Annotated in this window: 20 protein-coding genes; 17 read left to right on the top strand and 3 right to left on the bottom strand. The window is 36.3% G+C overall.

The annotated features are described in order from the left end of the window. Positions 1-7: 7 nt before the first annotated feature. From atpD to CKV70_RS12745, 11 genes are all read left to right on the top strand, one after another. Entirely contained in the window at positions 8-1429 is a 1422-nt protein-coding gene (gene atpD, locus CKV70_RS12795) for a F0F1 ATP synthase subunit beta (RefSeq protein WP_003723462.1), read from the top strand. 21 nt (positions 1430-1450) lie between these two features. After that, positions 1451-1855 carry a F0F1 ATP synthase subunit epsilon gene (locus CKV70_RS12790; RefSeq protein ID WP_003723461.1) on the top strand — a complete coding sequence of 135 codons (405 nt, stop codon included), beginning with the start codon at positions 1451-1453 and terminating at the stop codon, positions 1853-1855. A gap of 123 nt (positions 1856-1978) precedes the next feature. Then, positions 1979-2215 carry a DUF1146 family protein gene (locus CKV70_RS12785; RefSeq protein WP_003723460.1) on the top strand — a complete coding sequence of 79 codons (237 nt, stop codon included), beginning with the start codon at positions 1979-1981 and terminating at the stop codon, positions 2213-2215. Positions 2216-2396: 181 nt separating this feature from the next. Then, positions 2397-3689: a UDP-N-acetylglucosamine 1-carboxyvinyltransferase gene (gene murA / locus CKV70_RS12780; RefSeq protein WP_003723459.1), complete on the top strand. Its 1293-nt coding sequence runs from the start codon at positions 2397-2399 to the stop codon at positions 3687-3689. 162 nt (positions 3690-3851) lie between these two features. After that, positions 3852-4847: a rod shape-determining protein MreB gene (mreB, locus tag CKV70_RS12775; RefSeq protein WP_003723458.1), complete on the top strand. Its 996-nt coding sequence runs from the start codon at positions 3852-3854 to the stop codon at positions 4845-4847. Between the two features lie 21 nt (positions 4848-4868). Continuing rightward, positions 4869-5303 (top strand): 3-hydroxyacyl-ACP dehydratase FabZ, encoded by a 435-nt coding sequence (gene fabZ / locus CKV70_RS12770; protein WP_003723457.1) that lies wholly within the window; start codon positions 4869-4871, stop codon positions 5301-5303. Positions 5304-5554: 251 nt separating this feature from the next. Next, entirely contained in the window at positions 5555-5920 is a 366-nt protein-coding gene (locus tag CKV70_RS12765; RefSeq protein ID WP_003732514.1) for a single-stranded DNA-binding protein, read from the top strand. Between the two features lie 390 nt (positions 5921-6310). Beyond that, positions 6311-7144: a resuscitation-promoting factor gene (locus CKV70_RS12760; RefSeq protein WP_003733917.1), complete on the top strand. Its 834-nt coding sequence runs from the start codon at positions 6311-6313 to the stop codon at positions 7142-7144. 125 nt (positions 7145-7269) lie between these two features. Next, entirely contained in the window at positions 7270-8004 is a 735-nt protein-coding gene (locus CKV70_RS12755) for a WecB/TagA/CpsF family glycosyltransferase (protein WP_003724008.1), read from the top strand. After that, the gene (menC, locus tag CKV70_RS12750) at positions 8005-9129 is read left to right on the top strand and encodes an o-succinylbenzoate synthase (RefSeq protein ID WP_014601146.1); all 1125 of its coding nucleotides are present in this window, start codon (positions 8005-8007) and stop codon (positions 9127-9129) included. Positions 9130-9136: 7 nt separating this feature from the next. After that, a complete protein-coding gene (locus CKV70_RS12745) occupies positions 9137-10189 on the top strand; it encodes a glycosyltransferase family 4 protein (RefSeq protein ID WP_003724006.1) in 1053 nt (350 codons plus the stop codon). Positions 10190-10227: 38 nt separating this feature from the next. Here the strand turns inward: CKV70_RS12745 and CKV70_RS12740 are convergent, their stop codons facing one another. The 3 genes from CKV70_RS12740 to CKV70_RS12730 form a co-directional block, all read right to left on the bottom strand. Further along, the gene (locus CKV70_RS12740) at positions 10228-11286 is read right to left on the bottom strand and encodes an LCP family protein (protein ID WP_003724005.1); all 1059 of its coding nucleotides are present in this window, start codon (positions 11284-11286) and stop codon (positions 10228-10230) included. A 175-nt stretch (positions 11287-11461) separates the two neighbouring features. Beyond that, the gene (locus CKV70_RS12735) at positions 11462-12007 is read right to left on the bottom strand and encodes a GNAT family N-acetyltransferase (RefSeq protein WP_009911320.1); all 546 of its coding nucleotides are present in this window, start codon (positions 12005-12007) and stop codon (positions 11462-11464) included. A gap of 1 nt (position 12008) precedes the next feature. Then, positions 12009-12644, bottom strand: coding sequence for a YigZ family protein (locus CKV70_RS12730; RefSeq protein WP_003733915.1), 636 nt, complete (start codon positions 12642-12644; stop codon positions 12009-12011). A 384-nt stretch (positions 12645-13028) separates the two neighbouring features. On the opposite strand from CKV70_RS12730, the gene degU reads away from it, so the two are divergent. From degU to secA, 6 genes are all read left to right on the top strand, one after another. Further along, complete coding sequence (degU, locus tag CKV70_RS12725; protein WP_003722647.1) at positions 13029-13715, top strand: two-component system response regulator DegU; 687 nt, start codon at positions 13029-13031, stop codon at positions 13713-13715. Positions 13716-13735: 20 nt separating this feature from the next. Further along, positions 13736-14587 (top strand): DegV family protein, encoded by an 852-nt coding sequence (locus tag CKV70_RS12720; protein WP_003722646.1) that lies wholly within the window; start codon positions 13736-13738, stop codon positions 14585-14587. A 195-nt stretch (positions 14588-14782) separates the two neighbouring features. Beyond that, positions 14783-16102: an ATP-dependent helicase ComFA gene (locus CKV70_RS12710; protein ID WP_009924458.1), complete on the top strand. Its 1320-nt coding sequence runs from the start codon at positions 14783-14785 to the stop codon at positions 16100-16102. Continuing rightward, positions 16095-16751: a ComF family protein gene (locus CKV70_RS12705; protein ID WP_014601145.1), complete on the top strand. Its 657-nt coding sequence runs from the start codon at positions 16095-16097 to the stop codon at positions 16749-16751. The genes CKV70_RS12710 and CKV70_RS12705 overlap by 8 nt, the downstream gene beginning before the upstream one ends. Before the next feature lie 194 nt (positions 16752-16945). After that, the gene (gene hpf, locus CKV70_RS12700; RefSeq protein ID WP_003722643.1) at positions 16946-17509 is read left to right on the top strand and encodes a ribosome hibernation-promoting factor, HPF/YfiA family; all 564 of its coding nucleotides are present in this window, start codon (positions 16946-16948) and stop codon (positions 17507-17509) included. A 230-nt stretch (positions 17510-17739) separates the two neighbouring features. After that, on the top strand, positions 17740-20253 hold the full coding sequence (secA, locus tag CKV70_RS12695) for a preprotein translocase subunit SecA (protein ID WP_003722642.1): 2514 nt from the start codon (positions 17740-17742) through the stop codon (positions 20251-20253). Positions 20254-20331 lie beyond the last annotated feature (78 nt).

Genomic DNA, 20331 nt, shown 5'->3' with positions numbered 1-20331 from the left:
TAATTGCATGTCTAAAGGACAAGTAATCCAAGTTATGGGCCCAGTTGTAGACGTTAAATTTGAAGGTGGAAACTTACCTGAAATCTACAATGCCCTAGTTATTGAATATAAATCTGATGCAGAAGAAGCACCAACTAGCCAACTTACTTTAGAAGTAGCCATCCAATTAGGTGATGATGTTGTACGTACAATCGCAATGGCATCAACAGATGGTGTTCAAAGAGGTATGGAAGTTATTGATACTGGGAGCCCAATTACAGTTCCTGTAGGTACAGTAACTCTTGGTCGTGTATTTAATGTATTAGGAAACACCATCGATTTGGACGAACCACTTCCAAGCGATATTAAACGTAATAAAATTCACCGCGAAGCTCCAACTTTCGATCAATTAGCAACGACAACAGAAATTCTTGAAACAGGAATTAAAGTAGTTGACTTGCTAGCTCCTTACTTAAAAGGTGGTAAAATCGGATTGTTCGGTGGTGCCGGTGTTGGTAAAACCGTTCTAATTCAAGAGCTTATCCATAATATCGCACAAGAACATGGTGGTATTTCTGTGTTCGCTGGCGTTGGAGAACGTACTCGTGAAGGTAACGACCTTTACTTCGAAATGAAAGATTCAGGCGTTATTGAAAAAACAGCGATGGTATTCGGTCAAATGAACGAGCCACCAGGTGCGCGTATGCGTGTTGCCTTAACTGGTCTAACAATTGCTGAATATTTCCGTGATGAAGAACATCAAGATGTACTTTTATTCATTGATAACATTTTCCGTTTCACACAAGCTGGTTCAGAGGTTTCGGCTTTACTAGGTCGTATGCCATCTGCGGTAGGTTACCAACCAACCCTAGCTACTGAAATGGGTCAACTACAAGAACGTATTACATCTACTAACGTTGGATCCGTTACTTCTATCCAAGCGATTTATGTACCAGCCGATGACTATACTGACCCGGCTCCGGCTACAACTTTCGCCCATCTAGATGCAACAACTAACTTGGAACGTAAATTAACGGAACAAGGTATTTATCCAGCGGTAGATCCACTTGCTTCTACATCTCGTGCGCTTTCTCCTGATATTGTTGGGGAAGAACACTATGCAGTAGCAACGGAAGTACAACGTTTATTACAAAGATATAAAGAATTACAGGATATCATCGCAATCTTAGGTATGGATGAGCTATCTGACGAAGATAAACAATCCGTTTCCCGTGCGCGTCGTGTACAATTCTTCTTATCCCAAAATTTCCACGTTGCAGAACAATTTACAGGCCAAAAAGGTTCTTATGTTCCTGTTAAAGAAACAGTTAAAGGATTCAAAGACCTATTAGCAGGAAAATACGACCACATTCCAGAAGATGCTTTCCGTTCAGTTGGACGCATTGAGGATGTTCTTGAAAAAGCAAAAGACATGGGCGTTGAAGTCTGATAAAAACAGGAGGAAATACGTATGGGTTCATTAAATGTTAGTATTGTTACTCCAGACGGCCCTGTTTATGAAGGCGTTGCTCAAATGGTTATTGCTAGAACAAAAGCAGGTGAACTCGGTATTTTACCTGGCCATGTTCCACTAGTTGCTCCACTTAAAATCGACATCGTTCGTTTAAAAGTTGAGTCTGGTGAGGAATGGGTCGCTGTCAATGGTGGCTTTATGGAAGTAAACGGTGAAGAAGTTAATATTCTCGCGGATACTGCTGAACGTGAACAAGATATTGATATTGATCGCGCTGAAAAAGCAAAACAACGTGCAGAAGAAGAACTTAGCCGAGCAAAAGAACAAAAAGTGGACGAAGTAATGGCTCAACTGGCACTACAAAGAGCCATCAACAGAATTCATGCAAAAGAACACAATTAATAATCATATTACTTCCTGGCCACAGTGCCGGGAAGTTTTTTTATATACGCATAAGTGTATTAACTGTTTTTTTCTAGAGGTATTTGTTAAAATGGGTAGTAGCGAAATATGAGGAGAGAACGCATGTATAATATTATTATGGAATCACCATATGTCATCATCATTTCACATTTACTATTTATTGTAATTACTTTTTGGGCACTTCAAGCTATTAATTATGAAAAATTCATCAAGAAAAATCATGTAACACAAGCTAGATTATTATTTGTGATTATTTCGATTGTGTTAGGTTATACATTAAGCAATTTTTTCTTGGATTATTTGACAGCTTCCAAACAGTTAATTAATTTTTTTAGTTAGAAAAAGGTACTATAGTAGTCAAAAATTAATAGAAGCTTATAACAACTTTAATATTACGTTAAAATCAGTTGATATTTTAGGGTGATAAGTGGTAAAATTACTTAGATATGTTTTAAATTCAAATTTTGATTAATAAAATTCGATAAATGATTTAGTTATTAGTAACGCGGAGGGGTTCTTTTTGGAAAAAATTATTGTACGCGGTGGAAAACAGTTAAATGGTTCTGTGAAAATGGAAGGTGCCAAAAATGCTGTATTACCGGTAATAGCTGCTACATTACTTGCGAGTAAAGGTACTAGCGTATTAAAAAATGTCCCAAACTTGTCTGATGTATTCACAATCAATGAGGTTCTTAAATATCTAAATGCAGATGTTTCTTTTGTAAATGATGAAGTAACAGTTGATGCGACAGGAGAAATTACTTCTGATGCACCTTTTGAGTACGTTCGTAAAATGCGTGCTTCCATTGTTGTAATGGGACCACTTTTGGCACGTACTGGTTCAGCGCGTGTAGCTTTACCTGGTGGATGTGCAATTGGTTCTAGACCTGTTGATTTACATTTAAAAGGCTTTGAAGCAATGGGCGCAGTCGTGAAAATTGAAAATGGTTATATTGAAGCAACTGCTGAAAAATTAGTAGGTGCTAAAGTATACTTAGATTTCCCGAGTGTTGGAGCGACGCAAAATATTATGATGGCTGCGACTCTTGCAGAAGGTACAACAGTCATTGAAAACGTTGCTCGTGAACCTGAAATTGTTGACTTGGCAAACTTCCTTAACCAAATGGGTGCTAGAGTTATCGGTGCAGGAACAGAAGTAATTAGAATTGAAGGAGTTAAGGAATTAACTGCGACTGAACATTCTATTATTCCAGACCGTATTGAAGCAGGAACATTTATGATTGCTGCGGCGATTACTGGTGGAAATGTTTTAATTGAAGATGCAGTTCCTGAACATATTAGTTCGTTAATTGCTAAACTTGAAGAAATGGGCGTTCAAATCATTGAAGAAGAGAACGGGATTCGTGTAATTGGCCCTGATAAATTAAAAGCTGTAGATGTTAAAACGATGCCGCATCCAGGTTTCCCAACAGATATGCAATCGCAAATGATGGTTATTCAAATGCTGAGTGAAGGCACAAGCATCATGACTGAAACTGTTTTTGAGAATCGTTTTATGCATGTAGAAGAAATGCGCAGAATGAATGCTGATATGAAAATTGAAGGACATTCTGTTATTATTTCTGGTCCAGCTAAGTTACAAGGAGCAGAAGTTGCAGCGACAGATTTACGTGCAGCAGCAGCGCTTATTCTTGCTGGTTTGGTTGCAGATGGCTATACACAAGTAACTGAGTTGAAATACCTTGATCGAGGCTATAATAATTTCCACGGAAAACTACAAGCGCTTGGTGCTGATGTGGAACGTGTAGATGATTCCAAAGTCGATGTAACAAACTTAGCGTCTTTATTCTAAATTCAAATGTTGAAAACCGTATCTTTTTGATGCGGTTTTTTTATTTGTCATGAAAAATTCCGCATTGCTATAAAATATACATTTCAGCCGCACATAAATTATGCTATAATTCAGAATGAGATGTAAAATTAGGTGTACACCACGAAAGGAGTTAAAATGTAAATGGCAAAAGATGTTGGTATCGATTTAGGTACAGCCAATGTATTAATTCATGTTAAAGGAAGAGGAATCGTCGTTAATGAACCTGCAGTTGTCGCTATTAACAATAAGACGGGACAAGTTTTAGCCGTTGGGACTGAAGCAAGAGATATGGTCGGTAGAACTCCAGGAGACATTACGGCAATTAAACCTATGAAAGATGGGGTTATTGCTGACTTTGATATTGTTCAAGAAATGTTACGTTTCTTCATACAAAAGTTAAATTTAAAAACTTTTTTTTCACGGCCACGTATTTTAATTTGTTGTCCAACAAATATAACTTCTGTCGAACAAAAAGCAATTCGTGAAGTTGCTGAAAAAAGTGGTGGGAAACAAGTATTCTTAGAAGAAGAACCTAAAGTTGCTGCTATTGGTGCGGGTATGGAGATTTTTGAGCCTTCCGGTAATATGATTATTGATATTGGTGGAGGTACTGCAGATGTTGCTGTATTGTCTATGGGTGATATTGTAACTAGTCAATCAGTAAAAGTCGCTGGTAACAAATGGGACGCAGATATTTTAAATTATGTTAAACGTAAATATAACTTACTTATTGGTGAAAGAACGGCTGAAAATATTAAAGTAACAATCGGTACTGCATGTCAAGGAGCCAAAGAAGAGAAAATGGAAATTCGTGGTAGAGATTTAGTGAGTGGCTTACCGAAAACAATTTCTATTACAAGTTCCGAAGTAGAGGAAGCGATTCACGATTCATTACACCTAATGGTACTAGCTGCTAAACAGGTGTTGGAACAAACACCTCCAGAGCTTTCAGCGGATATTATTGATAGAGGAATCATCATGACTGGCGGTGGATCTTTATTACATGGTTTAGATGAATTAATGTCTGAACAGCTGAAGGTTCCAGTTTTAATTACAGAGAATCCTTTAGATGTTGTAGCACTTGGTACCGGCATTTTACTTGACTCACTTACAAATAAAAAGCGTAATAGATTCTAAATTTGAATTTGGGGGATGTACATGTTAGATATTAAGAAAATCAAAGAGATTTTGCCTCATCGTTATCCATTTTTGTTAGTAGATAGAGTTATTTCTGTTGAAGAAGGCAAAAAAGTTACCGCTATTAAGAATGTAACAGCCAATGAAGAATTTTTTAACGGGCACTTTCCTGAGTATCCTGTAATGCCAGGAGTATTAATAGTGGAAGCTCTGGCGCAAACAAGTGGAATTGCAATGATGCAGAGTGAAGCGAATAAAGGTAAAATTGGTTTATTTGCTGGAATTGATGGCTGCCGATTTAAACGTCAAGTTGTTCCAGGGGACCAACTTTTGCTTGAGGCTGAAATAACTCGGATGAGGGGCGCGATTGCAAAAGCGAAAGTCAAAGCAACAGTAGAAGGCGATTTGGTTTGTGAAGCTGAAATTATGTTTGCTTTATCAGATCTACCTAAATAAAAAGATTGGCACTGAAGCCCAAATGGGTTTTAGTGCTTTTTTCATGTTCTCAGAATAACATTGGTTTAAAAATTTTTCAAAGTACTAAAATGATGCTTTGGATGTAATTACATACATAAAATGATATTTTTCTCTTATGAGAAAATAACATTTTGGAAGGTTTCGGCCTAGTGAAAATACAGTTTTAGCTATTTTACAATAAACTTTTTATCTAATACAATCGCTTTACACCAAAAGAAAGAGGCGATTATATGATTAATCAAGTAACTTTAGTAGGCAGATTAACTAAGGAACCAGAATTGAAATGGACCACGGAAGACAGGGCTGTTTTGAATTTAACCCTGGCTTTAAATCGGTTTGGTAAAAATAAAAGAGTTGATAATGATGCTGACTTTATTCAATGTGTTATTTGGGGTAAAAGAGCAGAAGCCACTGCAGAGTTCTGTACTAAAGGACAATTAGTAGGAGTAGTTGGTGAACTACAATCTCGTAATTATTTAAATAAAGAAGAACAGAAAATTTATATTACGGAAGTTTTAGTTCATCAGATTCGGTATTTATCAAGTCGAAATAAAGATGAAAGAGTAGTTAATATACCTCAGGAAGAGGATGAATGATGTAATACTTTGTTATAAAGAGCCATATTTCATAATGAATTTTAAAAATCTCGCCTTAAAAAACAACAAAATCAATAAATTATCAGTTCTGTTTGTAATGGAAAAATTTTCCAATTTCAGTTACTTTGCACATTTAATTCATTAAGTGAACAATCAAGAACGCTTTTATTAATTGGCTAAACCTTTACGGCGAGTTATGCTAGATTGATTTTCACAAAAAATACGAACAGTAGTTATAGAAATCAGACAATAAAGGCAATTTACAAATATTGCAGGAAAACGGATACTATTTGAAAGTGTGTCATACATGCTTAATTTTTTAGTAACCAAGCTGATAGTTTCGTATGGTACGATTATTCTCGAAAGTTATCAAGGAGGGAAAATAATTACATGAAAAAGACAGTAGTAGCCATTGCGGCAGGTTTAATTATTGCAGGATCTGGTTCAACTCAAGCTTTTGCAGCTGAGTATAAAGTGCAAGATGGTGATTCACTATGGAAAATATCAAATGAAAATAATGTCTCTATAAAACAATTGAAAGAAGATAACAATTTGAGTTCTGACATTATTTTTCCGAACCAAACATTGCAAGTAAATAGTAGTGAGAAAAAATCCACTACTAATAACAATTCTGAATACACAGTTGTTGCAGGAGATACCCTTGGACATATCGCCGTTGATAATGGTGTAACAGTTAATCAACTTAAATCGTGGAATAATCTTTCTTCAGATTTAATAATAGTTGGTCAAAAATTATCTATTGGTAATAAAGCTTCAGCAAGTGAAAGTAATACTTCAAAAAACAATTCAACAGCAAATAATTCAGCCAATAATAAAGTAACAGAACAACCGAAAGAAGAAAAAGCAGCTCCAACAACTCAAAAATCAACTTCTTCTAATGAAGCATCTTCGAATAGTTCTTCAGCACAAGGTAATGTTTCAAAAGAGTTAACGGTAACTGCAACAGCATATAGTAAAGCTGAACCTGGCATGGGCCACATGACAGCGACAGGGATTGATTTAAATGATAATTCACGAGTAATTGCAGTTGATCCATCTGTTATTCCTTTAGGTTCAAAAGTTTATGTTGAAGGATACGGACAAGCAATTGCAGCTGATACTGGTGGCGCAATTAAAGGTAATAAAATCGATGTACATTTAAACTCAGTACAAGAAGCTAACAACTGGGGTGTAAAACAAGTTAAAGTACAAATTTTAGATTAATTCGTTCCATATGAAAGACTGTAAATGGCGTAATGCTATTTGCAGTCTTTTTTATAGATTAAAAATAGGAAGCATCCTTGTTTTATGATAAACTTATACATAATAAAGTTTTTTAGGAGATACATATGAAAAAGCAGGAAATTTCAATTTTAAATATACCTTTCTATAATACGACGCAAGCAGGATTTGTGGAGGAGCTTTACATGGCCGCGAAGAACGGGGAACGTCGATTTGTTGTGACGGCTAATCCAGAAATTGTTATGCATGCTCGCACGGATAAGGAGTTCGAAGCAATATTAGGGCAAGCTGATTATATTGTACCCGATGGTATTGGGATAATAATGGCCTCAGAAAAACTTGGAGAGCCTTTAAAAGAACGAGTTACTGGTTATGACACGATGGTTGGTCTATTAAATAAGCCACTAAATTGTTATTTTTTAGGAGCAAAACCGGAAATTAGTGAGGTTGTAGAGGCCAAAGTGCGGGAAAAATTTCCACAGGCAGTTGTTTGTGGTGTTCATCATGGTTACTTTGATGTATTAGAAAGTGAAGGAATTGCTAAGGAAATACTCGTCTCACAACCAGATGTGATTTTTGTTGCTTTAGGTTCCCCTGCTCAAGAAAAATGGATTTTGTCTCAGATTGCTAATTTTACTAAAGGCATTTTTATTGGTGTAGGTGGAAGCTTTGATGTTTTAACAGATAGTGTAAAGCGCGCACCAAAAATATGGATAAAATTAAGGTTAGAATGGGTATACAGGCTTCTTTCTAATCCCTCAAGATGGAAACGTTTTTTTGCAATACCTCAATTTATGCTTGCCATTCGAAAAGAGCGCAAGCGTTTGAAAAAGGGTGAGTAGATGTATTTTCAAGAAGCAAGACTAATTCATGTAGAACTTCCTCTTATTGCACCGTTTAAAACAAGTTATGGTGAGCTAAATAGTAAAGATTTTTATATTATTGAGTTAGTGAATGAGGAAGGTATACGTGGTTATGGAGAGTTGGAAGCTTTTCCGTTACCTGACTATACAGAAGAGACTTTGAGCACTGCTATTTCTATTGTTAAACAGCATTTATTACCAATTCTTGCGCAGAAAGAAATACGAACTCCTCAAGAGATTAATCAGATGTTTAGCTGGATTCAAGGAAATGAAATGGCGAAAGCGGCTGTGGAGCTTGCTGTTTGGGATGCTTTTGCAAACAACGAGAAGCTCTCATTGGCTAAAATGATTGGCGCAGAGAAGGACTCGATTGCTGTTGGCGTGAGCATTGGATTGCAGCCTGATGCGGAAACGTTAGTCCGGTTAGTTAGTCAATATATGGATGAGGGCTACGAAAGAGTGAAGTTAAAAATAGCACCTAAGAAAGATATTCAATTTGTCAAAGCTGTTCGAGAAAAATTTCCTAATCTAAGCTTGATGGCTGATGCGAATTCAGCGTATAATAGAGAAGATTTCTTGTTATTAAAAGAATTAGATCACTTTAATTTAGAAATGATTGAGCAACCATTTGGAGCTAAAGATTTTGTGGATCATGCTTGGTTGCAAAAAAAATTAAAAACGCGTATTTGTTTGGACGAGAATATTAGGTCATTAGATGATTTGAAACAGGCCCATATGTTAGGAAGCTGTCAGGCAGTTAATTTAAAATTAGCGCGCGTTGGTGGTATGTCTGAGGCTCTTAAGATAGCGAAGTATTGTAGCGATAATAATTTGCTTGTCTGGTGTGGCGGCATGCTTGAAGCTGGTATCGGTAGGGCTCATAATATTGCGCTTGCTGCTAGAGCGGAATTTACTTTCCCAGGAGATATTTCTGCATCAAATCGTTATTTTAATGAAGATATTGTTTCATCAGCATTTGTATTAAATCAAGGAAAACTCACTGTGCCAACCGGTCAAGGGATTGGAGTGGCTTTAGATTTAGATGTGTTACAAAAATATACTAAATCAACAGAAAGAATTTTGCTAAATAAAGGATGGAGCTGAAAAAATATTGCTAATATGGAGTATATTGATTAGCTTTGCAGTAGGTATCATTATGGTGCCGATAATCAGGAAGTTTGCTTTCCGAATTAATGCGGTTGATACACCGCGTGAAAGACACAAACATACAAAAACTACAGCCACTTTAGGTGGATTAGCTATTTTTATAAGTTTTTCGGTAGGGATGATTTTAGCCCCAATAGATAAATCAGGTTTCTTGCCAATTTATTTCGGAGCATTAATTATTATTGCGACAGGCTTTATAGATGATATATTTGATTTATCACCAAAATGGAAAATGTTAGGACAGATTTTAGCTGCTCTTTGCGTAACTGTTTGGGGAGACATTACTATTAATTTTATTAACGTCCCATTTTACGGACAAGTAGATTTTGGGTATTTTGCGATTCCATTATCGATTATTTGGATAGTTGCAATTGTGAATGCGTTAAACTTAATTGATGGATTAGACGGTCTAGCGGGTGGTATTTCTATTATTGCTTTAATGACTATTGCAGGTATGGCTTTGCTTTTGAAAGATGTTTTTGTTGCTCCGGTTGCATTAATTCTTGTAGCAGCAGTTGCGGCTTTCTTGATTTATAATTTCCCGCCTGCTAGTATTTTTATGGGAGACACGGGAGCGTTATTCCTCGGTTATATGATTGCTGTTTTATCACTTATGGGTTTTAAAAACGTTACTTTCATCTCATTGTTAGTACCACTTATTATTTTAGGTGTACCTTTGTCAGATACTTTTTTTGCTATTGTAAGAAGGCTAAAAGAGCGGATGCCGATATCTTCAGCAGATAGATCTCATATTCACCATAGGTTGATGGCGCTAGGATTTACAGAGAAGCAGACGGTGTTACTAATCTACTGTATGGCATTACTATTTTCTATGACTGGATTTGTATTTTCGTTCTCCACTACTTGGGGAGCAATGTTATTACTGTTATTATTAATTTTTAGTATTGAAATTATTGTTGAATTTATTGGGTTAATTGGTGAGGATTACCGGCCAATCTTAAATTTACTTCAAAAAATACATCGAAAACGAAAATAAAAAAGACCAACAACTAATTATTAGTTGTTGGTCTTTTTTTAATTAGAACTGCTAGTTGTGCTAGAACTTTCGTCTGAATACGGTGCTGCACCAGGGAATGGTTGTTTAATTCCAAGTTCATCAGCAAATTCATTCGAAATACTTTGCACGGAGCTTTCATCAAGTTTGTAGTAATAAATACCGTCCATTGGATTGCTATCCCCTTTTAAGTTAAGGGATTTAATATCAATTTTATTTGTCATTCCATATTTTGCGATAGAAAGCATTTGATTGAAAGTTAAGTTGGTTTTCATGTTATCTCCAACAACTTCAATGATATCAGAATACTTGCTTACAGAAGAAATGGAGGTCGCTTCGCTTACAATAGATTTAATGATTAATTGTTGTCGTTTACCACGTTCGATATCGCTATCGATGTGTCTTGTACGAGCTAGTGCTAAAGCTTGCTCCGCGTTAAGGTGTTGAGGCCCTTTTTTTAGAGTGATTGCACCGGCGTTGTCTTTAGAGTCTTGCTCAGTGAAGTCCACTGGAACATCTACATCAATTCCGTCTAAAGCATCCACAATTTTTAAGAATGCATCAAAGTCAAAACGAACATAATAATCAATTGGAATCTTAAATTCTTCTTCTACGGTTTTCATTGTGAGTTCTGGACCACCATATGCATGAGCTGCATTAATTTTCGTGTATTTATCAATGTCTTTGGCGGAATCTTCAATATGAACATAGGAATCACGAGGGATACTAGTCATCTCTACGCGTGAATCTTTGACATTAAATGTTGCTAGGATTAGTGAATCGCTTCGAGGGTTACCATTTTCGGCCCGTGTAGAGCTGGTATCAACACCAATAATTAAAATAGAAAAACTATCTTTTATAGGTTCAATGTCATTCGTTCGAAGTGTAGAGGCTTTTCCGTTCCTTACATTATCATAAGAGTTATCTGCTGCGAGTTTTGTTTTACTAAAAAGATAAGTGCCGTATCCGACGCCTGCAAGTACTAAGCACATTACAGGAATTAGAATCCAGAATAAAATTTTTCTTCTGCGTTTGTATTTCTTGCTGCTTCTTCGGCTATCATCAGTGCCTTTACTCATATATTAATTCTCCTTATAGTCACTTTTCTAAGTTTTATTGTATCATTTGCTGCACTAAAGAATGTTACGCCCGATTTACGGTTTCTTTAATTTTTAAACTTTGATGTTATTATACAGAAATTACTCGAAAAAAAATACAAAAAAGATGATATCTTTCAAAAATGTAATATTTGTCCTATTTCAGTAGCATTCGATAATTACTGATTTCACAAATTCTACCAGAATGTAAATCTAGTTCTTGCCCAGTTGTCGTAAGCTCAAAACCAAGCTTTTTCAGTAGTTTGATTGAAGCCACATTATCTGGTAGAACTTTTGCTGTAAGCACTTTATAGGGAAGATAGGGCTTTACAGTGGTTAAAAATGTTGTCAAAATTTCAAACATAAAACCTTGGCGCCAATGACTTTTTGCTAGTTCATAGCCAATTTCGATTGTCTGGTTCGTTTTGTTAATATCATTAATCCCAAGCGAGCCAATCGCATTTAAAGAATCATCAGTTGTGAAAATGGTGTATCTGCAAGCATTTGGTTCATTTTCAATTGCTTGAATCATTTCTTCTGCTTGAAGAATAGTAGAGAATTTTTCAATGTTCATAAACTGAGCTACCTCATCATCAGACCAAATATCAAATAATGTAGTAGCATCTGCAATAGAGGTTTTTTTTAATGTAGTTCGTTTAGTAAGAATAGTATCTGGTAATTGGATAAATACGTTTGTGGACATACTAAGTGACATCCTTTTCTCTATATTTTTGTGGTCCTTCTTTATATTCCAGTTGCCCATTTGAAATCTCGGTGATCCAGTTGAAAAAATCTTGCAGTTCGTCGTTATCAACAAAAATATGAAGTACTACTTTTTCAGTGAACTCTTTTTTGTCAATTTGATATGCTTTTAGTTCAAGCGCATTTTCGACCTTGCCTAAAAGTGGGTAAGCAAATGAGCATTCAACAATAGTGGCTAGTTTGCATTCGACAATACCAATTGCTTGAATAGCCTCACTAACAGCACTACCATATGCGCGAACTAGGCCGCCTGCACCTAGTTTTGTTCCTCCAAAATAACGAGTAACTACAACGGCGACATTTTTTAAAGATTTCTTTTTTAAGATCTCTAGCATTGGAACGCCAGCTGTTCCACTAGGTTCTCCGTCATCATGCGCTTTTTGATATTGGTCATTTTCTCCTATAATATAAGCAGAACAATTATGGGTAGCATCACGATGCTCTTTTTTGATTTCTTGAATAAAGGTTTGTGCTTCAGTTTCTGTTGTAGCTCGCTTAATATGGCAGATAAAGCGGGACTTTTCAATAATTATTTCGTGTTTTCCATCGCTATGGATGGTTAAATAATGATCCAACATAAGGAACCTCCATAAGTTGATGCATTTAGTCTGCTTTTATTTTATCCGAAAGCAAAGCGATTGTATAGATATTTTTCTAAGTGCAGTGGATGAAGTGACGGCAAATTCGTGTTATAATAAAAACTACTATTACTTTAGACTGGTTTTCAATTACATTTTATAGGCATATAGGAGTAATTTTCTTGGGCTATGCAGTATAATCAAGGTATAGTTTGTGTTGAAAATAGGTAAGTTTGAGTAAATAGTACTTAAAAGAGAAATGTTTAATTGCCAATTTTATGGCAGGGATTATAAGGTTAAGCGGTTTTGCTACTTAAAAAGGATGATGTTTTCGATTGCAAAGAGGCTTGGTGAAATTAGATAAGTGAAGGAGGAGTAGTCATTATGGCACTCAAAATCATGATTGTAGATGATCATCAGTTGTTTCGCGAAGGTATCAAGCGAATTTTAGAGTTGGAAGATTCTTTTGAGGTCGTAGCGGAAGCTGAAAATGGTAAAAATATCGTAGCAAAAGTTCGCGAATATAAACCAGATATTGTTTTAATGGATATTAATATGCCAACTGTGAACGGACTAGATGCAACTGAAATGCTAGTACGTCAATTTCCTAGCATCAAAGTAATCGTCTTGACTATTCATGATACAGATGAATATGTAACAGAAGCACTTAGAGCTGGAGCAGTCGGCTATTTATTAAAAGAAATGGATGCTCATGAACTTGTAGAAGCTGTAAAAATTGTTGATAATGGAGGCGCGTATATTCATCCACGTGTAGCAATTAAATTAATTCGTGAATACCGCCATTTAGCAAGCACTAACACTTCTCAAGGTGTTTATGGCTACCAACAACCAGAAGTCAAAATGCCACTACACATCTTAACGCATAGAGAGTGCGAGGTATTGCAACTTCTTACCGATGGAAAAAGTAACCGCGGAATTGGGGAGACACTTTTCATTAGTGAAAAAACAGTAAAAAACCATGTAAGTAGTATTTTACAAAAAATGAAAGTGAATGATAGAACTCAAGCGGTGGTAACGGCAATCAAGCACGGCTGGGTATACATTCGCTAAAGAAATCTCAGGGGGACTATATGAACGAAAAAATAGCAGTGGTTACTGACAGCACAACTTATTTGCCAGACGAAGTGAAAGAGCAGCTACGAATCAATGTCGTGCCACTTTCTGTAATAATTGATGGGAAATCTTATCGTGAAGGTGAGGAACTGTCTGCAACCGATTTTTATCGAAAAGTAAAAGAAGCTGAGAATTTCCCAACTTCCTCTCAACCTGCCCCAGGAGAATTCATTCACTTGTTTGAAAACCTGAAAGAACAAGGTTTTGATACTGTAATTAGTATTCATCTATCAAGTGGTATTAGTGGAACGTTTCAGAATGCGGCTTCAGCTGGAGAACTGATTGAAGGGCTAAATGTAGTCGCTTATGATTCTGAGCTTTCTTGTATGGCGCAAGGAATGTTTGCAGTTAAAGCAGCTGAAATGGCTTTGGCAAACGAGCCATTGGACCAGATTATCCAAAAACTAGATAAAATAAAACAGGCACAAGATGCTTATTTTATGGTGGATGATTTAAATAATTTACAGCGTGGCGGCCGTTTGAATGGAGCACAAGCCCTTGTTGGTAGCTTGCTTCAAATTAAACCAATTCTTCATTTTAATGATAAACAAATTGTCCTGTTTGAAAAGGTTAGAACGCAAAAAAAGGCATTGAAACGAATTGAAGATATTCTTCAAAAAGCCGTTCAAAACAAAACGGCAGAAAAAGCTTATGTCATTCATGGTAATGATCTAGCAAAAGGTGAAGCATGGCTTGCACAATTAGAAGCGAAATTCCCAGAAGTAACATTTGAATTAAGTTATTTTGGTCCAGTCATTGGAACTCACTTGGGTGAAGGTGCGCTTGGATTAACTTGGTCAATAAAATAAAGAAATCTCCGGCTTTTAGCTGGAGATTTTTTCATGGAGACTAAATTTGTTTTTTCAGTAGTTTTGGATAGCAAAAATACTCGTTTTCGTCTAAAAGAAATACTTGTTTTGTTTATAAGTATGCGGTCGAAAACAAGTATTTCGTTTCTGCAATAAAAAAAGAAAAAGTGTATAACTAAGGGGAGGTGAATACAGATGGACATCTTCCCGGGAAGACTGTATCAAGAACGTGAAATAGAGAGTAATGAGGGATTAAGAGAAGTAGTAGCAATAGAATCAAACAAATGCTTTCGATGTGGAAATACGGATGCGCAGTTATTTGGCAAAATGTGCTGTGCATTATGTAAGAGAGAGGATTGTATTTATTGTAGAAATTGCATTGTTATGGGACGAGTAAATAGTTGCCAAAAATTATACTATCAACAAGCTATGTTATTACCAAAGACAAAGGAAATATTATTGAGATGGGAAGGAGTTTTGTCAGCGGGACAGCGAAAAGCATCAAACGCGGTAGTCATTAATTTAAAAGGAAAAATGGATATGTTGCTTTGGGCGGTTGCCGGATCTGGAAAAACGGAGATGATGTTTGAAGGAATGGACTGGGCTTTGCGACAAGGTTTTAGAATTTGTGTTGCTTCTCCGAGAGTGGATGTTTGTTTAGAACTTCTTCCTCGTTTAAAAGAAGCTTTCCCTAGCATGGATATTGTTTGTCTATATGGAGACTCAAAAGATAACTACCAAGGAGAGCAGTTCGTGATAGCGACGACCCATCAGCTTATTCGCTTTTATGAAACGTTTCAAGTTATTTTTATTGATGAAGTAGATGCATTTCCTTATGCAAAAGACCCTTTTTTAGAATATGCCGTTATGAAAGCCAGGACAAAAGAAGGTTCCACAATAATAATCACAGCAACACCAGAGAAAAAGTGGCAAGAAGAGTGTGTAAAAGGAAAACGTAATTTTGTGAAAATTCCTGGACGATATCACCGAAAGAAATTGCCTGTGCCAAGAACGTGCTGGATTGGTCCATGGAAAAAGAATTTAGCTAAAGGGAAAATATCTCCCAAGCTTATTCAGTGGATGAATGGTGTGGAGAAGAAAGATCAGCCGGCTTTAATTTTCTTTCCAGAAATTGATGCTATGAATAAATTTGCAAAGGCACTTGAAAATAAGGGTTATATCCGCCCAGTGACAGTCCATTCAGCCGATGAATTGCGCAAAGAGAAAGTGGAATGGCTACGAAAAGGGAAAATCAAACTGTTATTAACAACTACAATTTTAGAGAGAGGCGTTACTTTTACAGATGTGCAAGTAGCGGTGTTTGGAAGTGAGGGTCGTATTTTTACGGAAGCTGCTTTAGTTCAGATTTCAGGAAGAGCAGGTAGGAAAATATCCCATCCGACTGGAGACGTTTGTTTTTTTCATTACGGTAAAACAATAGAAATGAAGCAAGCTATCTCTCACATTCAAAAAATGAATCAACAAGGAGTGATAGAAGGGATGTTAGATGACTAATTGCTTACTTTGTTTTCAGCCGGTTAGGCAAAGTGCCAGTTGGGAAACAAGTTGGTTATTTGAACCTCTGCCAATTTGTTGTAATTTATGCTTAGCGGGGTTTGAAAAACTAACTGGCTTACTATGTAAAAATTGTAGTAAAGAATCCTTAGATGATGTCTGCGAGGACTGCCAAAGTAGAACACATTTTTTAGATAGTAATAAATCCATCTATCGTTACAATGATTTCGCCAAAGAATATATGAAGAAGTTTAAATTTCAAGGGGATTATGAAATAGGGGCTATTTTCAAAAAGGAATTAAGTACCTTTCTATCAGAAAAGAAAGAGAAGATTGTGCCAATTCCAGTAAGCGAGACGCGGAAATTAGAACGCGGGTTTAATCAAACAACCGCGATATTAAAACAATCTGGCATCCTATACGAAGAGCTTTTAGCCAAAAAGCATACAGAGAAGCAATCTAAAAAGACAAAGAGGGAACGATTAGCATCTGAACAAGCATTTTACTTTTCAGGAAAAGAAATTTTGAAGTCAACAGAAGTAATATTATTTGATGATATATACACCACAGGAAGCACACTTAACCTAGCAGCACAAATCTTAAAAGAAGCTGGAGTGCACAAGGTGAGCGCACTAACAATATTCAGATAGTTGATATTTATCTTCTAAAAGAGGTTTGCGGAAGCGGTATTAGTGGAATAAAATACTAAATAAAGATAAGTGAATGTAAGCTTCTTAGCTCTTTGTGCAAATGTTTGCAAAACACATCGTTTTCACGTAGACTAAGGGTAAGAAGAATACTCTTCTTTATCGTTATTTTGTTTTATTTCAAAGGAGGAATTGCTATGCTTAAGTACAACATTCGTGGAGAAAATATTGAAGTAACAGAACCGATTCGAGATTATGTTGAAAAGAAAATCGATAAATTAGAACGATATTTTACGGAGACTCCAGACGCTAACGTTCATGTTAATTTAAAAGTATATTCCGATAAAAATGCGAAAGTTGAAGTGACCATTCCGCTCCCAAATCTTGTGCTACGTGCAGAAGAAACAAGTGGAGATTTATATGCTAGCATCGATTTAATTGTAGATAAATTAGAAAGACAAATTCGCAAACATAAAACAAAAGTAAACCGCAAGTTCCGCGACAAAGGTGCAGAAAGAGATTATTTTGCTTATTCTGATGTTAACGGCAGCACACCACCAGAAGAAAATGAAGGAGATTTTGATCTTGAAATTGTAAGAACAAAACAATTTTCATTGAAACCGATGGATAGTGAAGAAGCTGTTTTACAAATGAACTTGTTAGGTCATAGTTTCTATGTATACACTGATGCAGAAACAAATGGTACTAATATCGTTTATTCTCGTAAAGACGGTAAGTATGGTTTGATTGAAACAAACTAATTTAAAATAATAATTTACAGATGGGGGCCAATCTAGGTCTCCATTTTTTTACTTTTAGATGAAGAATTTATGGCATTTTGATAATTTTATTGACTAAAAAGAGATAACCAGTTGTATATTTTAGTTAATAAGTGATAGAATTAGTTTGTATATTTAAGTGAAGATAATTCCTGAAAGTTATTATAGATGAAACCGCGCGATGACAGCGAAAACAGTAGAGGAGAATTTAAATGGCTGGACTATTGAAAAAGATTTTTGAATCAGGAAAAAAAGATGTTAAATATTTGGAGAGAAAAGCAGATGAGATTATTGCTTTAGCGGATGAAACTGCGGCTCTTTCGGATGATGCTCTACGTGAAAAAACAGTAGAGTTTAAAGAGCGTGTTCAAAAAGGTGAGACGCTGGATGACTTATTGGTAGAAGCATTTGCTGTTGCCAGAGAAGGTGCGAAACGTGCGCTAGGATTGTATCCATTTAAAGTTCAATTAATGGGTGGAATTGTTCTCCACGAAGGTAACATTGCAGAGATGAAAACTGGTGAAGGTAAAACGTTAACAGCGACACTACCAGTTTATTTAAATGCACTTTCTGGTGAAGGGGTGCATGTGGTTACTGTCAATGAATACTTAGCTCATCGTGATGCCGAAGAAATGGGAGTTTTATACAATTTCCTTGGACTTTCTGTAGGGCTTAACCTAAATGCTTTATCGAGTACAGAAAAACGAGAAGCTTATGCATGTGATATTACGTATAGCACAAATAATGAATTAGGATTTGACTATTTGCGTGATAACATGGTCGTTTACAAAGAAGAAATGGTACAACGTCCGCTAGCTTTTGCTGTTATCGATGAAGTCGATTCCATTTTGGTCGATGAAGCGAGAACACCATTAATTATTTCTGGAGAAGCGGAAAAATCGACTATTCTATATGTGCGTGCAAATACTTTTGTCCGTACTCTTACAGAAGAGGAAGATTATACAGTTGATATTAAAACAAAATCTGTTCAATTAACCGAAGACGGTATGACAAAAGGAGAAAACTACTTTGATGTAGAGAACCTTTTTGATTTGGAAAATACCGTAATTTTACATCATATTGCTCAAGCGTTAAAAGCTAACTATACAATGAGTCTAGATGTCGATTATGTTGTTCAAGATGATGAAGTATTAATCGTTGACCAATTTACTGGTCGTATTATGAAAGGTCGTCGTTTCAGTGAAGGCTTACACCAAGCGCTTGAAGCAAAAGAAGGCGTAACTATTCAAAACGAATCCAAAACAATGGCGACAATTACATTCCAAAACTATTTCCGTATGTATAAAAAACTTGCAGGGATGACGGGTACTGCAAAAACGGAAGAAGAAGAGTTCCGCGATATTTATAATATGCGCGTTATTGAAATTCCAACTAATAAAGTAATTATTCGTGATGACCGTCCTGATTTAATTTACACAACGATTGAAGCGAAATTTAATGCAGTAGTTGAAGATATCGCCGAGCGTCATGCAAAAGGACAACCCGTATTAGTCGGGACTGTTGCGATTGAAACATCCGAACTTATTTCTAGCAAATTAAAACGCAAAGGAATTAAGCATGATGTACTAAACGCGAAGCAACATGAACGCGAAGCTGATATCATTAAACATGCAGGTGAACGTGGTGCGGTAGTAATCGCAACCAACATGGCTGGTCGTGGTACGGATATCAAACTTGGTGAAGGTACGATTGAAGCTGGAGGTTTAGCAGTTATTGGTACAGAACGTCATGAATCACGTCGGATAGATAACCAGTTACGTGGTCGTTCTGGACGTCAAGGGGACCCTGGTGTGACTCAATTTTATCTTTCTATGGAAGATGAATTGATGCGTCGTTTCGGTTCGGACAATATGAAATCAATGATGGAACGCTTTGGTATGGCAGAAGATGCTATCCAAAGTAAAATGGTTAGTCGTGCAGTTGAATCCGCACAAAGACGTGTGGAAGGAAATAACTTTGATTCCCGGAAACAAGTTTTACAATATGATGATGTACTTCGCCAACAACGTGAAGTTATCTATAAACAGCGTTATGAAGTAATTAATGCAGAAAACAGTTTGCGTGAAATTATTGAACAAATGATTCAACGTACAGTCAACTTTATCGTTTCTAGTAATGCATCAAGTCATGAACCTGAAGAAGCTTGGAATTTACAAGGAATTATCGACTATGTGGATGCGAACTTACTTCCTGAAGGTACAATCACACTAGAAGATCTACAAAATAGAACAAGCGAAGATATTCAAAATCTAATTTTAGATAAAATCAAAGCGGCTTACGACGAAAAAGAAACACTACTACCTCCAGAAGAATTTAACGAATTCGAAAAAGTAGTATTGCTTCGTGTTGTTGATACTAAATGGGTTGATCATATTGATGCAATGGATCATTTACGTGACGGTATTCATTTACGTGCGTACGGTCAAATTGATCCGCTTCGTGAGTATCAATCAGAAGGCTTCGAAATGTTTGAAGCGATGGTATCTTCCATCGATGAAGACGTGGCGCGTTATATCATGAAAGCTGAAATTCGCCAAAACCTTGAACGCGAGCAAGTTGCCAAGGGAGAAGCAATTAATCCTGCTGAAGGTAAACCAGAAGCGAAACGCCAACCAATCCGCAAAGATCAACACATTGGACGTAATGATCCATGTCCTTGTGGTAGCGGTAAAAAATATAAAAATTGTCATGGTAAAGAAGCATAGATTAAAACAATTTAAAAAGCGCCTGCAAGACGGCGCTTTTTGCTATGAAAGTTTGTAAGTAAATTCAAAAAAGGTGGA

The sequence above is a fragment of the Listeria monocytogenes genome, from assembly GCF_900187225.1.
Taxonomy (GTDB): Bacteria; Bacillota; Bacilli; order Lactobacillales; family Listeriaceae; genus Listeria; species Listeria monocytogenes.
This window is presented reverse-complemented; position numbering and strand designations above follow the sequence as displayed.

Bases quoted from the DNA above. Each gene is read 5' to 3' on its own strand.
- atpD (WP_003723462.1), top strand. From the start codon at position 8: ATGTCTAAAGGACAAGTAATCCAAGTTATGGGCCCAGTTGTAGACGTT.
- CKV70_RS12790 (WP_003723461.1), top strand. From the start codon at position 1,451: ATGGGTTCATTAAATGTTAGTATTGTTACTCCAGACGGCCCTGTTTAT.
- CKV70_RS12785 (WP_003723460.1), top strand. From the start codon at position 1,979: ATGTATAATATTATTATGGAATCACCATATGTCATCATCATTTCACAT.
- mreB (WP_003723458.1), top strand. From the start codon at position 3,852: ATGGCAAAAGATGTTGGTATCGATTTAGGTACAGCCAATGTATTAATT.
- fabZ (WP_003723457.1), top strand. From the start codon at position 4,869: ATGTTAGATATTAAGAAAATCAAAGAGATTTTGCCTCATCGTTATCCA.
- CKV70_RS12765 (WP_003732514.1), top strand. From the start codon at position 5,555: ATGATTAATCAAGTAACTTTAGTAGGCAGATTAACTAAGGAACCAGAA.
- CKV70_RS12760 (WP_003733917.1), top strand. From the start codon at position 6,311: ATGAAAAAGACAGTAGTAGCCATTGCGGCAGGTTTAATTATTGCAGGA.
- CKV70_RS12755 (WP_003724008.1), top strand. From the start codon at position 7,270: ATGAAAAAGCAGGAAATTTCAATTTTAAATATACCTTTCTATAATACG.
- menC (WP_014601146.1), top strand. From the start codon at position 8,005: ATGTATTTTCAAGAAGCAAGACTAATTCATGTAGAACTTCCTCTTATT.
- CKV70_RS12740 (WP_003724005.1), bottom strand. From the start codon at position 11,286: ATGAGTAAAGGCACTGATGATAGCCGAAGAAGCAGCAAGAAATACAAA.
- CKV70_RS12735 (WP_009911320.1), bottom strand. From the start codon at position 12,007: ATGTCCACAAACGTATTTATCCAATTACCAGATACTATTCTTACTAAA.
- CKV70_RS12730 (WP_003733915.1), bottom strand. From the start codon at position 12,644: ATGTTGGATCATTATTTAACCATCCATAGCGATGGAAAACACGAAATA.
- degU (WP_003722647.1), top strand. From the start codon at position 13,029: ATGGCACTCAAAATCATGATTGTAGATGATCATCAGTTGTTTCGCGAA.
- CKV70_RS12720 (WP_003722646.1), top strand. From the start codon at position 13,736: ATGAACGAAAAAATAGCAGTGGTTACTGACAGCACAACTTATTTGCCA.
- CKV70_RS12710 (WP_009924458.1), top strand. From the start codon at position 14,783: ATGGACATCTTCCCGGGAAGACTGTATCAAGAACGTGAAATAGAGAGT.
- CKV70_RS12705 (WP_014601145.1), top strand. From the start codon at position 16,095: ATGACTAATTGCTTACTTTGTTTTCAGCCGGTTAGGCAAAGTGCCAGT.
- hpf (WP_003722643.1), top strand. From the start codon at position 16,946: ATGCTTAAGTACAACATTCGTGGAGAAAATATTGAAGTAACAGAACCG.
- secA (WP_003722642.1), top strand. From the start codon at position 17,740: ATGGCTGGACTATTGAAAAAGATTTTTGAATCAGGAAAAAAAGATGTT.